The sequence below is a fragment of the Enterobacter cloacae complex sp. P40C2 genome (genome assembly GCF_014930695.1).
Taxonomy (GTDB): Bacteria; Pseudomonadota; Gammaproteobacteria; order Enterobacterales; family Enterobacteriaceae; genus Enterobacter; species Enterobacter pasteurii.
Window position 1 is genome coordinate 255,975 of record NZ_JADBRP010000005.1, and the last position, 13,089, is coordinate 269,063.

Genomic DNA, 13,089 nt, shown 5'->3' on the forward strand with positions numbered 1-13,089 from the left:
CTATCAGGTTATTCTAAAGGCGCACATTTCGCCGGTTTTAGCACCAGCATGACGAAAGCGATTTGCCTTAAGGTTCGTTATTCGTCAAGCACAACCGCCACGATCAATGCCGCAAGAAATCGTCCCTTTTGCCGTCTCCTCAGCCGTTTGTTTGCTTTCCCGTTTAGCTAAAGTAACGGCGTGAAGAAGTCTACAGGACCAAATCGTGGCAAAAACACTTTTACGCAGCGGTAATCTGGATGATTTTCAGGCCGTTGGCGGCGGCGGACAGGCCGTTTTTGAATCAGCGCTGCAAATCCGCGAAGCGCTCCGGTTACGCAAACAGCAGGCCATCGTTGACTGCCTGGCTATCCCGCAGGTCAATGACGGCGGCGACCGCGTTGACTGGTACTCGCCGATAGAGGGAACCGTCTCAGGCTGGAAGGCGGCGGACGAAGATGACCGCTATCGCGCCCTGCGCTACCTTGAAAATACGCTCGCCATCGTGGAATCGCTGAGTAAAAAATGCCTCCAGTCGCCTAAAACCGCCCAGCAGCTGTTTGGCTCTCTGCTTTCAAAAGCCTTCCAGTTCCCCGGTGAAAACTTCGTGTTTCTGGTGAACGGCAGGCCGGTGATCTGCTTCTGGGGCTTTGTGAACCTCAACGAGAGCGCCCGAGACGACGTGCTTGGCTGCCTGCGCGAATCGCTTATCCCTGAACCTGCACCGGTGATAATCGAGGAACCGGAGCCGGAGCCGGAACCCGAGCCTGCGCCGGTAGTCACCTTTGAGCAGGCCGATGCGCCGCTTATCGCGCATACCACCGCTGTACGTATCACCGAAGATGATCTGTATACGCCAGAGCCTGCCCGCGTGAACGTTGAGCCAACAGAGCCAGCCCCTGCTCTCGCGCAAAAAAAACGTCGCTCCCCCCTCTGGCTGCTTCCGGTTGCTGCCGTCGCTATCGCGGCCATTGCCGCCCCGCTGCTCTGGCCGAAACAGGCCCCGACCGCAGCGCCCGCGCCAGCCCCGGTCGCCATTGCGCCAGCGCCCGTGAAAACGGTGAAGCCGCTTGAGCTGACGCTCCCGCTGCACCAGGCCGAGGTGGTGGAGCCAAAGGTTAAAACCCCGGCTCCCGCTGCGGAACCGGTGGTGATTACCGCTATCCCGAAAGATGCCATGGTAATGGAGGCAAACCAGGTCAAGGCCGGGTTAACGCGCTTCCTGAACGGCACCTGGCGCGCGTTCCTGGATGTGCAGGATCCGCTCACCGGTAAGCCGCCGTCGCTGCGCTACCAGATCCAGAACAACAAAGGGTTCGCCCGGGTGGTGCATGGCGACAACATCGTGTGCCGCGTAGAGGTCTTCTCCGGTTTACACAGCAACGGCGAGCTGCTGATCAAAACGCGCGGTAACGCACGCTGCACCGACGGCTCGCGTTATCCGATGCCGGAAGTGACCTGCAAGGCGGGGACCAGCGACGTGGCGGAATGCACGGCACGTTATGACGCCAACACCGTCGTTCCTTTGACGTTTAAGAAAGCAGGTGCCTGATCCTATGCTGGTTAATCTTTGCGACTACAAACAGAGCGTTACGCTTATCGCTAACAGCGGCGTGCAGTTTCTTGATTTTGGCCTGACCCCGCAGGACACCGCCAGCAACGGGCGGTTCGTGCGTAAAACGGCAAATGGCCCGCTGCTGCGCCTGAATTTTGATCTGGTAAATGGCCGTTACACCCTGCCCGCCGCCGATGGCGGACAGCCGGAAGTGGTTAAGCCTGAAAGCACGATTCCGCTGCATGACTCCCTGACCGTGCTGGACGGCGTCTGGCTGCCGCTCCCTTTCCTGCGCTTTAACCCGCCGAGAACGTTTGTAGATGGCCCGGATAACTGGGCCCGCGTGCAGGTGCGCAAACTGTCCGCGCCCGATGCCGCAGGCAATACGCACCGCGTCACCGTCGCGCTCGACAGCCAGATCGCAGAACATGCAACCTCCGCCCTGTCGCCGGTTGAAAACGATATCCTGAACGGCACGCGTTTCGCCCTCGCCTGGCGCGATAGTGAAGTTGAGAGTTTCCTGGACCAGACCTGGATTGACGGCTGGCTGCGTGAAGCCTTCACACAGTATGCTGACGGGGTTGAAAAACGCGCCGAGCGCGAGCTGCATCAGGCCATGCGCAGCTTCGAGTATCAGGCGCACTGGCTCAACCTGCTCTCCATGCTCGGTGAACAGCTCACCGTGCCGGAGGTGAAGTTTGTCACGCACACCCTGAGCACCCCGGCCATTCCTGTCGATCTGATCCTCGACGTGGGTAACACCCATACCTGCGGCGTGATTATTGAAGATCACGGAGACGCTAACGACGGCCTGCGTCAGACGGCTGAACTCCAGGTACGTTCCCTGAGCGAGCCGCAGTTCCTGAACGAGCCGCTGTTTACCAGCCGCCTCGAATTTTCGGAGGCGCGTTTTGGCAAGCAGCACTTCTCCGTGGAAAGCGGCCGGGAGGATGCGTTCGTCTGGCCGTCGATTGTCCGCGTGGGTGATGAGGCGCGTAAGCTGGCAATGCAGCGTCTGGGCACCGAAGGCAACAGCGGAATTTCCAGCCCGCGTCGTTATCTGTGGGATGAGACCCCGGTGGTGCAGGACTGGCGCTTCAGCCAGATGAACGGCAAAACCCAGCGCGAACCGCTGGCCACCGCGTTCCCGCTGATGAACCTGATGAACGATGACGGGGAACCGCTTTTTACCCTGCCGCCGGATGAGCGCCTGCCGGTCTTCTCGCCGCAGTACAGCCGCAGCACCCTGATGACGCACATGCTCTGCGAGCTGCTGGCTCAGGCGCTGGGGCAGATTAACAGCGTGGCTACGCGTTTGCGGCTCGGTTTTCCGGCGTCACCCCGCCAGCTGCGCACGCTGATCCTTACCCTGCCTTCGGCGATGCCGAAACAGGAGCGCGAGATCTTCCGCCGCCGCATGTTCGAAGCCATCGCCATCGTCTGGAAAGCGATGGGCTGGCATCCGCAGGATGAAGATTTTGCCAGCCGCAGGCAGCAGGAAAAAAGCGTGGTTCCGGTACCTGAGATCCAGATGGAGTGGGACGAGGCCAGCTGCGGCCAGCTGGTGTGGCTGTATAACGAAGCCATTTCCCGCTTCGGCGGCCAGACCGAGGCGTTTTTTGCCTCCCTCGCCCGTCCGGACCGCGCGCCAGAGCCGGGGGTCCAGCCGGGACGAGCGCTGCGCGTAGCCTCGATTGATATCGGCGGCGGCACGACGGATATGGCCATCACGCACTATCAGCTGGACGATGGCTCCGGGAATAACGTCAAAATTACCCCGCAGCTGTTGTTCCGCGAAGGGTTCAAGGTTGCCGGTGACGATACCCTGCTCGACGTGATCCAGCGCTACGTGCTGCCCGCCTTGCAAACCCAGCTTCAGAAATCCGGCTTAGCCGACGCCTCTCTGCTGATGGCATCCCTGTTCGGTGACTCCGGTCGGATCGATACTCAGGCGGTACTGCGTCAGCAAACCGCGCTTCAGCTCTTTATGCCGATAGGTCACGCGATCCTTGCGGCGTGGGAATCGAGCGACGTTGACGATCCGCTGGCCGGGCTGCATGCCACCTTTGGTGATCTGCTTACGCAAAAACCAACGCGTAACGTGATGAATTATCTCCAGCAGGCCATCGACCACGCGTTGCCGGCTGGCTCGGAAGCATTCGACCTGTTCAGCGTGCCGCTGCACGTCAACTTCCGTGAGATGCAGGACGCCATGCTGGCGGGCCAGTTTACGCTTGCCGCCCCGCTTCATGCGGTATGTGAGGCCATCTCGCATTACGGTTGCGATATTTTGCTGATCACCGGGCGTCCGGGCTGCCTGCCGGGCGTTCAGGCACTGATTCGCCACCTGCAGCCAGTGCCGGTCAACCGCATCGTCTGGCTGGATAAGTATCAGGTTCATGAATGGTATCCGTTCAGTCAGCAGGGACGGATCGGCAACCCGAAATCGACTGCCGCCGTCGGCGCGATGCTCTGTAGCCTTGCGCTGGATCTGCGCCTGCCGCGCTTTAACTTTAAGGCGGCGGATATCGGCGCGTACTCCACGGTGCGCTATCTGGGGGTGCTGGATAACAGCGTTAATACCCTGCGGGAAGAGAATGTCTGGTATCACGATATCGACCTCGATAAGCCCGGCGCGAAACTGGATGCCCGCCTGCACTTCCCGCTGCGCGGCAACGTCACGCTCGGCTTCCGGCAGCTGGCAAACGCCCGCTGGCCCGCGACGCCGCTCTATACCCTGAGCATTAACTCGGCCGAGCTGGCGAAAACCATTGCGGGTGACGGCGTGCTGAACGTGCGCCTGAAGCTGCGGGGCGGTAACAGGCAGGAAGGTCCGGAATCCTTCGAGCTGAGCGAAGCCTGGCTACAGGACGGTACGCCGGTGCCGCCGGATGCTCTGACCTTTAAACTAAATACTCTGGCCGACCGCCGACACAGCGGCAGCCACTACTGGATCGACAGCGGGAGCGTATACCTGAAATGACTGCGACGACTGCCACCACTCAGGCCTTAATCGGGTGGATCAACGAGACGCGACAGCACGCCCCGATGCTGGATAACGAAGCCGATGCCCTGCTTGCGCGTCTCAACGCAGCGCGCGCGCGTGAGAAGGCGCTCGATCGCGCGCTTATCAGCCAGAGCACCGTGGGCTTATACGGTCACTCTCAGGCGGCGAAAGCGCACCTGCTCGCGTCCCTGTGCGGCAGCGGCAACGAACGGCTGAACGTTATGCCGGGTCAACGCACGTTTGACTACTTCTCGCATATTAATCCCGGAAACGCGCCGACCAATATGGCCGTTCGTTTCAGCAGAACGGCCAGTGAGATCGTCGATGAGGCGTTTCCGCTGCGGATCGCACTGGTGACGGAAGCCGAGCTGGTACAGCTTTTCATTGCGCGAACCACCCTGCACCCGCAGATCCGCCCGGTTGAAAAATCCGTTATCGAAGCCCGCCTTGAACAGTGGCGTGCCCTGCGCCAGCCGCAGAGCGTGCCGGGAATGACGGCGCAGGACGTCGCGGCCGTCGCCCGTTTCTGGCAGAGCATGGTACCGGGTGCAAAACAGCACGTTGACGATGCCCTGTGGTATCAGTTTGCGCTGCTCGTGCCGTCGCTCGATCTCAGCACCCGCGCCAGCGTCTGGTCTCTGCTGTGGGGTGAGCAACAGGAGCTAACCCAGCAGTGGCTTAAGCTCGCCCATGTGCTTCATCAAACCAGCCATGCCGGCACGCTTGCTGCGCCGTTGAGTCTGCTGATGGACAGCTTCGGTCTGCCGTGTGAAGGATTCCTGACCCCTGGGGCGTTTAGCGCACCGGAAGCGCAGGAAACGCTCCTTCACCCGCTGGAAAATGGCGAGATGCTCAATGCCATCAGCCTTCCTGTCGACGTGCTGGCGTTTCTCACCCGCGAACTGGTGCTGCCCGTTGAGGGTACCGTGCTGGACGGCGTGGATATTATTGATATCCCGGCCATTTCTGACGACAACACGCCGCTGATGCACCAGGCTAAATCCCTGTGGCTGCTGGAGCATTATCGCCAGCAGCTCCAGCCGGACGTCCTGGTTATCTGCAACGCGACGGCGCGCCATCAGCAGACGGCGAAGACGGCCAGGATCCTGCATAACTGGGTAAAAGAGACGCAGCCTGGCGAGGAGTCCGCGCTGCCGGGCCTGGTGTGGGCCATTACCCCTCACGATGCGCGATTCACCACAAAGCAGAATCTTGACGAAGCCGTTCAGCAGCTGCTGGGTCAGCCGGGACTGCGCTGGGGGACGCTGCAGGCGCTGGATAACCACAGCATGCAAAGAGTGATTGAATGGCTATCGCAGGCTACCCTGCCGGCGCAGCGGCAGAAGCGACTCCATGCGCTGAAAGCGCTGCTGCGACAGGAGCTGTCTGCGCTGATGCAGCCGTACCTCGCGCCTCTTACGCAGACGCCGGATCAAAGACGCTCTCAGGCCGAAAAAATGGTGCGAACGCTGCAAGGCAGCGCTGCCCGCCACGGTGAGCTGCTTGACGGCCTTCTTCCGCCGTTAAAGGCATTTGAAACCCTGCTGACGGTGCACCAGCCGCGCGAGGAGCGGGTCAACGGCCTGTTTAATGATGTTATCGACCTGTTCGCAGAAGAGACGCACGAAAGCACGGGTGCGACTCAGACCAAAGACAGGGCGCTGCTGGCGCATAGCGTCTGGGTTAACCATCTGCGTCAGTGGAGCCGCAACGACGCGGCAGCGGCCCGTCTGGGCCTGGAGCCTGCGGTTTTACAGCACATTGCCGATGTGCTTATCGTCACCAGCTACCGCCTGAACCTGCCGCAGCAGCTGCAACGTATTGTGGAAACGGATAAAAGCAGCGCTGCGCAGCTGCACGCCGCCACAGGCAATTTCATCGGCTGGCTGGGATACGATCTGACCGCGGTCTCTGAGCGTCCGGCAAGCCGGATCCGCAAAGGACAGCCAATCTTTGTGACCCCGGTGGTCAGCTGCGCTTCTCCACGCCTCACCCGTCTGGGCGAGCAGCCCGTTCATGCGGCAACGGCCTATGTGTATGACTGGCTGGTTGCGCTCTACACCCGCGCCATTGAGAACGTGGATTACCAGTGTCCTCACGACGTGCAGCCTGCTGCGCGTAAAGCACTGCTCGCGATTACAGGTTAATGCTATTCAGCCCACGGCTATGTGGGCTTTAGCGCCTGCGTTGGTGATATGCGTGAATATCGCGTCAGAAAAGGGAGATAAGCAAGGCTACCGGAAAGCTCATCGGCCAGGTGGAACCCACCAGAAAGGCGCTCAGCAGGCGAATGCGCTTACGATCTTTTGACAGGAACCAGGTGATTAATGCGCAGATGAAGGCCATGATTGCGTAAAACACCAACATCTTTTGATACAACGTCATTCTGTTTACCTGAGCCGAAAAAATAACCGCACGCAATATGCGGCATATGTTGACGCAGATCAAGTTTTTTCGTTACATCATAACCACTTAAATATTATGGATAATAACAACTGAGTACCTTGTGTAACAACGCGGGGGGAAGCAAAACGGTTATTGGTGATAACATGCATTAAAAATGCACTTTTTGATAAATTTACTCCGGCGGAACGCGTTCTAATTAGCGCAGGCTATTAAGGGAGGAAACATGCTACGCATTCCGCAGAGTTGTATTCACACCCGTTCCACACCTTTCTGGAACAAAGAGACGGCACCCGCCGGTATTTTTAAGCGTCACCTCGATACGGGCACGCGCCCGGGCGTTTACCCTCGCCTCTCGGTGATGCGTGGCGCGGTGCGTTATCTGGGCTATGCCGATCAGTTCACGCCCGAGCCTGACAGCGAACTCGTCATTGAAGCCGGTCATTTCGGCGTTTTCCCCCCTGAGAGATGGCACCATATTGAGGTGATGACCGACGACACGTTGTTCAATATTGAGTTCTTTGTTGAACCAGAGGTGCTTAAGTCCCTTTAATCGCCTGACAACATGAAGGAAACTATTATGTTACGTATTCCTGAAAACTTTGTTCACACCCGATCGACGCCGTTCTGGAATAAAGAGACCGCCCCAAAAGCGCTCTTCACCCATCACAACACGAAAGCTGGCGTCTACGGTCGTCTGTCCGTCATGCAGGGCGCGGTGCGTTACTATGGCTTCGCCGATAGCGATGCTGCCGAACCGGACCTGGAAGTGGTGATTGAAGCCGGTTCCTTCGGGATTTCCCCGTCGCAAAAATGGCACCGCATTGAGCTGTTGACCGACGATACCTATTTTAATATCGACTTTTTCGCCGATCCTGCCGTCACGCTCAGCGGTGCGGGCATTGGTAAAGTAGTTAATACGCATAAGGAGTAAGTGATGGGTAAGGCAACCTATACCGTGACCGTTACGAACAACAGTAACGGCGTGTCGGTAGATTATGAGACAGAAGCGCCGATGGAGCTGTTAATCCCCGACGTTGCGGCTGACGTGGTAAAGGACCTGGTGAATACCGTTCGCGCCTACGATACGGAGAATGAGCACGAGGTGTGTGGCTGGTAGGCAGATCTGCCCGGCGTTTGCGCCGGGCAAGACGGCTTAGTGCTTTATCATGACATGTCGCACAACCGTATAGTCCTCAAGCCCGTAGACCGACATATCCTTGCCGTAGCCTGATAACTTCATACCGCCGTGCGGCATTTCGCTCACCAGCATAAAATGGGTATTGACCCAGGTGCAGCCATACTGCAACCGCGCGCTGAGCCGATGCGCACGCCCTGTGTCTTTTGTCCAGACGGAGGATGCCAGGCCGTACCGGGAATCGTTAGCCCATTCCAGCACCTGCGCTTCATCCTCAAATTCCGTCACGCTGACCACCGGCCCGAACACCTCCCGCTGGACGATAGCGTCATCCTGCCTCGCCCCGGCCAGCAGCGTTGGCTGGAAGTAATATCCTGCGCCCTCTCCCTTGCCGCCCCCGGTGACCACGCGGATATGGCTCAGCGCTTTGGCGTCGTCCACCGCGGCACACACGCGCGCAAGATGCGCTGCTGAGCTGAGCGGGCCAAGCTCCGTAGACGTATCCTCCGGCGCACCCATCTTCAGCGTGGCGACGGCGGCGCCCAGCTTTTCGACCAGCGCGGGGTAAATCCCCTTCTGGGCGTATATACGACAGGCAGCGGTACAATCCTGACCGGCATTGTAGAAGCCAAACGTGCGCACGCCCTCAACCACCGCATCCAGATCCGCATCGTCAAAGACGATGACCGGCGCTTTGCCGCCCAGCTCCATATGGGTCCGTTTGATAGAGGAAGCGGTATGGCCGATGATATGTTCCCCGGTGGCGATAGAGCCGGTAAGCGAAACCATGCGCACTTTTTCGTGACCGGTCAGCGGATCTCCCACGCTTTTACCGCGACCAAACAGCACGTTCAGCACCCCTGCCGGGAAGATGTCCTTCGCCAGTTCCGCCAGCTTCAGCGCCGTCAGCGGCGTGATTTCCGAAGGTTTGATCACCACGCAGTTTCCGGCGGCCAGCGCGGGCGCCAGCTTCCACGCCGCCATCATCAGCGGATAGTTCCACGGGGCAATGGAGGCGACAACGCCTACCGGATCGCGACGGATCATTGAGGTATGTCCCTCAAGGTATTCACCCGCGGCCAGGCCATTCAGGCAGCGGGCGGCCCCGGCAAAGAAGCGAAACACATCGACGACGGCCGGAATTTCATCCCCCCGGGCACAATGCAGCGGTTTCCCGCAGTTAAGTGATTCCAGCTGCGCGAACGCGTCGGCATTGGCTTCGATTACATCCGCCAGCTTCAGCAGGCATTCGGCGCGCGTTTTCGGCGTCGTCTGGCCCCACTCAGCGAAAGCACGATCGGCAGCCTGGACGGCAGCATCCACCTGAGCGGCCGACGCTTCAGTAATCTCCAGCAACACCTCACCCGTGGCAGGATTGTAAACCGCCTGCGCCTCGCCCTCGCCGGCCACCAGTTCACCATTAATCAGCAGTAGATTTTGCATAGCATTGTCCTGTTGAAGTCGACATTATTTTCGCTGTCAGCACGCGTATTGCCGGTCTGATGCGTGACAACGTCACGCATCAAGTCGGCGCTCCCTAACTAAAGGTAGACCGCGTACCCTGCCGCTTCAGGAATTTTCATCAGGGTGTGACTGGAGCCAGCATCATTTCGCGAATGACTTCACCCAGCCGGGCGACAGCCTGTTCCTCCCGCTCCCCCCAGCCCCACGAGGTGTTAAAGCGGAAAAACGGCGCCCAGGCATCGGAGGTGGAAAACATTTTGCCGGGGGCAATGCTGATTTGATGGGCTAACGCCTTTTCGCTGAGCCGTCCTGCATCGAGCCGTTCCGGGAGCTCCAGCCATAAAAAGTAGCCGCTGTCGTTATGATGGATTTTAACACCGGCAGGCATATGGCGCAGAAGCGTCTGCCAGGCATGCTGCTTGCGCTCGGCGAGCGTGCGCCGCAGGCGGCGGAGGTGGGCGTCGTAACGTTTGGTGGACAGATAGTCCACCAGCGCCAGCTGCATAGGGGAGCTGGTGGATAAGGTACTCATCAGCTGTAGCTGCTGAATACGCCCGGCATGTTTTCCTGCCGCCACCCAGCCGATGCGAAAACCGGCCACCAGGCACTTGGAGAAGGATGAGCAGTGCAGCGTCATGTCCTGCTTGTCCCAGGCCTTCGCAGGCAAAGGTTTTTCACGACCAAAGTAGAGTTCGCTGTAAACATCGTCTTCAATCAGCGTGACGTTATGCCGCGTTAATAAGGCCACCAGCCGGGCCTTCTTTTCTGCGCTCAGGGTGAAGCCCAGCGGATTCTGGCTGTTAGTCATCAGCCAGCAGGCTTTAACCGGATAATCGCTTAACGCCTGCTCTAGCGCGTTAAGATCGATACCTTCACGCACGTCAGTGGCGATGGACAAGGCTTTCAGCTTCAGGCGTTCAAGGGCCTGAAGCGCGCCATAAAAACAGGGGTTTTCAACGATGACCCAGTCTCCCGGCTCGGTGACGGCCTGCAGGCTGAGGTTGAGCGCCTCGAGCGCCCCGGCGGTGATCACGATCTCATCCGGGGAGATGTTCATCCCCTGCTGGGCGTAGCGGCGGGCGATAGCATGGCGTAAGTCAACGTTACCCGGCGGCAGGTTTTCAATCACGCTCATGGCGGTGGCCGTTTTACTGACGCTGGCCAGCGATCGGTTGAGCTGCTGAAGCGGGAAAAGACGCGGATCGGGAAACGCAGAGGCAAACGGGACTACCGAGGGATCGCGGCTGGCCTGTAACACGTCGAAGATGTAGGTATTAATGTCTACCACTTCGTCGCGCATCACCTGTGCGGGCGGTGCAGGCTGGTGGGAGGTCGGGCGCGCGGCAACGTAGTAGCCCGACTGCGGTCTGGCGACAATGCGCCCCTGACTTTCCAGCATCTGATACGCGTGGCCAACGGTCATAAAGCTCATGCCGCTGCTTGCCACCTGCTCTCGCAGTGAAGGCAGCTTATCGCCCGGCAACCATACGCCAAGTTCAATCTGCGAGATAATTTGTTGCGCCAGACGCTGGTATTTTTTCATCAGATTCTCCTTATTGCTGACAGTGTATATCAGCAGGAGAAAAAGAGAAGATTTTGCTAACTGTTATGGGAAATGCGGATAATTACTTGCGGTACTCGGTAACGTGATTCTGCGCGGAACGCGCTGCGGCCAGATGGTCGAGCGTGATCATCGACGATTTGCAGAAAATGCACTTCGCGCCGAAAGGATTTTTATCAGACACGTCAAAAGCTGAGGTGCGGTACTGCGAGCCATGACAGCAAGGGCAGCGAAAATGGATATAAGAAGTCATAGGATTCTCCTGTAAACGTAAAAACGTAAATTACACATGAGCCGAACGGGCAATAGTGGTTCGATACAAAACGAATCGGAAAGTAGATAAAGACCCAAGAGAGGCTGCGGAGAGGCACAACGTGATGAGAACTGCTTTATAAAACTACGTCAGATATTTATTTGGATGCAAAACCAGAAGGCCATTAACGCATGTTGCTGACGACAAAGCAAGCGGTTTAATGCGTAAAAATCATAAAAAGAAATTTTTTATGCATACGTAATCCGATACCAATGAGTATTCAAGAGTTAAATTCTGGCAAGAAAACCCATAACCTATTGAAATATAACCGTTACCTATAACACTTTTTGCCTACATTGCGAATACAGAAGAGGTATTAACTTATTAAAATTTAATCAGTGAAAAGGAGTTTTAAGATGGCAATACCAGCCTACCTGTGGCTAAAAGATGATGGCGGAGCCAATATTAACGGTTCCGTCGACGTGATAGATCGTGAAGGAAGTATTGAAATACTGGGTTTCGGGCACGGCCTTCATCTCCCGACCGATAACATGACGGGTAAAATTACCGGTACACGTATACATAGTCCGCTTAATTTTGAGAAGGAGTTCGACAGCTCGAGCCCTTATCTGTACAAAGCGGTTGCAAGGGGTCAAACCTTAAAAAGCGCTGAGTTTAAGTGGTACCGTATTAATGATGCAGGGCAGGAAGTTGAATACTTCAACATGTTGCTTGAGAATGTAAAAGTGGTATCCATTTGCCCACTAATGCATGACGTTAAAAACCCCGCCACGGAAAAACACAACCACCTGGAAAGTATTGCGCTTCGCTACGAAAAGATCGCGTGGAAACATTGCGACGGTAATATCATCTTCTCGGATGAATGGAAAGACAGATGATTCGGTGCTCTTTTCATTTGAATGGGGGACAACTTTCAACGTTGAGCTGTCCCGGCCTGGGCTTTTTCCCTGCGTATTCGGGAAATTCAGGGCATAACAGAAATAATCCCAATGCCGTTGCCACTCCCGGGGCGGGACCATTACCTCCAGGACTATATTATATTGTGACACGTCCCCGAGGTGGTTTAGCGACCCACTGGCATGACACTATCAAAGGCCTTGAAAGCGGATCAAACCGTGACTTTTGGTTTGCCCTTTATCGTCACGATAATCACATTGACGACACTACTTTTGTCAGCAATGTCGAACGTGGCTCTTTTCGTTTACACCCGGCAGGACAGTCCGGTATCAGCAATGGATGCATAACGTTACCAAATCATGACCACTACAGAATATTGATGCATGGTTTGCTGGCGTCTGGCACTGTAAAAATAGCTCCTGGATTAAATGCGCTCGGAACAATACAGGTATATTAATGAATGCAAAAAAGCATGTCCTGACGTGGATAGTCGAAACGTTAATGCTGTTCGTTATTTACTCTCTGTTTTGTTACATCATGCCTGATGTAAAGCTCTATCAACTCTACACCAGCTATTTTGGATTTGTGACTGAACTGGAATGGAGCGAAAACTATACAACCTTACTTTTCATTCTTTCTTTTCTGCTCAATGCCGTGTTGATTTACGCTTGGGCGATACGGAAGTGAACGTTTAAATGGGCGGGACTATTCCCGCCTGTCTCGTATTTACGCAAAGGCAGGCATGTTAACTGTTATGGATAAATAACAGCACTCTGTCTCTGCAACCCCTGTCCAGCGCGGCTTAGAATTG

Annotated in this window: 12 protein-coding genes; 8 read left to right on the plus strand and 4 right to left on the minus strand. The window is 56.8% G+C overall.

Annotation, left to right across the window (positions count from 1 at the left end):
• Positions 1-205: 205 nt before the first annotated feature.
• Genes IM304_RS12145 through IM304_RS12155 form a run of 3 tightly spaced genes read left to right on the plus strand, consistent with a single transcriptional unit; the run spans position 206 to position 6,688 of the window.
• Complete coding sequence (locus tag IM304_RS12145) at positions 206-1,531, plus strand: SrfA family protein (RefSeq protein ID WP_193355198.1); 1,326 nt, start codon at positions 206-208, stop codon at positions 1,529-1,531.
• A gap of 4 nt (positions 1,532-1,535) precedes the next feature.
• Positions 1,536-4,517, plus strand: a complete 2,982-nt coding sequence (locus IM304_RS12150; protein WP_193355199.1) for a virulence factor SrfB — start codon at positions 1,536-1,538, stop codon at positions 4,515-4,517.
• Positions 4,514-6,688: a virulence factor SrfC family protein gene (locus tag IM304_RS12155; RefSeq protein ID WP_193355200.1), complete on the plus strand. Its 2,175-nt coding sequence runs from the start codon at positions 4,514-4,516 to the stop codon at positions 6,686-6,688. The genes IM304_RS12150 and IM304_RS12155 overlap by 4 nt, the downstream gene beginning before the upstream one ends.
• A 64-nt stretch (positions 6,689-6,752) precedes the next feature.
• Here IM304_RS12155 and IM304_RS12160 read toward each other — a convergent pair whose 3' ends face one another.
• Entirely contained in the window at positions 6,753-6,926 is a 174-nt protein-coding gene (locus IM304_RS12160; protein ID WP_148419756.1) for a GhoT/OrtT family toxin, read from the minus strand.
• Positions 6,927-7,170: 244 nt separating this feature from the next.
• Between IM304_RS12160 and IM304_RS12165 the strand changes: the two genes are divergently transcribed.
• Genes IM304_RS12165 through IM304_RS12175 form a run of 3 tightly spaced genes read left to right on the plus strand, consistent with a single transcriptional unit; the run spans position 7,171 to position 8,064 of the window.
• Positions 7,171-7,497, plus strand: coding sequence for a DUF1971 domain-containing protein (locus IM304_RS12165; protein ID WP_148419755.1), 327 nt, complete (start codon positions 7,171-7,173; stop codon positions 7,495-7,497).
• Between the two features lie 27 nt (positions 7,498-7,524).
• The gene (locus IM304_RS12170) at positions 7,525-7,878 is read left to right on the plus strand and encodes a DUF1971 domain-containing protein (protein WP_193355201.1); all 354 of its coding nucleotides are present in this window, start codon (positions 7,525-7,527) and stop codon (positions 7,876-7,878) included.
• A gap of 3 nt (positions 7,879-7,881) precedes the next feature.
• Complete coding sequence (locus IM304_RS12175; RefSeq protein ID WP_003856955.1) at positions 7,882-8,064, plus strand: DUF1869 domain-containing protein; 183 nt, start codon at positions 7,882-7,884, stop codon at positions 8,062-8,064.
• Between the two features lie 36 nt (positions 8,065-8,100).
• Here the strand turns inward: IM304_RS12175 and patD are convergent, their stop codons facing one another.
• The 3 genes from patD to IM304_RS12190 form a co-directional block, all read right to left on the minus strand.
• The gene (gene patD / locus IM304_RS12180; RefSeq protein WP_193355202.1) at positions 8,101-9,525 is read right to left on the minus strand and encodes an aminobutyraldehyde dehydrogenase; all 1,425 of its coding nucleotides are present in this window, start codon (positions 9,523-9,525) and stop codon (positions 8,101-8,103) included.
• Positions 9,526-9,664: 139 nt separating this feature from the next.
• A complete protein-coding gene (locus IM304_RS12185) occupies positions 9,665-11,089 on the minus strand; it encodes a PLP-dependent aminotransferase family protein (RefSeq protein ID WP_193355203.1) in 1,425 nt (474 codons plus the stop codon).
• Positions 11,090-11,171: 82 nt separating this feature from the next.
• Entirely contained in the window at positions 11,172-11,360 is a 189-nt protein-coding gene (locus tag IM304_RS12190; RefSeq protein ID WP_148419751.1) for a cold-shock protein, read from the minus strand.
• A 416-nt stretch (positions 11,361-11,776) separates the two neighbouring features.
• Between IM304_RS12190 and IM304_RS12195 the strand changes: the two genes are divergently transcribed.
• Positions 11,777-12,259, plus strand: coding sequence for an Hcp family type VI secretion system effector (locus tag IM304_RS12195; RefSeq protein ID WP_193355204.1), 483 nt, complete (start codon positions 11,777-11,779; stop codon positions 12,257-12,259).
• Positions 12,256-12,735 carry a DUF2778 domain-containing protein gene (locus IM304_RS12200; protein WP_193355205.1) on the plus strand — a complete coding sequence of 160 codons (480 nt, stop codon included), beginning with the start codon at positions 12,256-12,258 and terminating at the stop codon, positions 12,733-12,735. Before IM304_RS12195 ends, IM304_RS12200 begins: the two co-directional genes overlap by 4 nt.
• Positions 12,736-13,089: the final 354 nt, after the last annotated feature.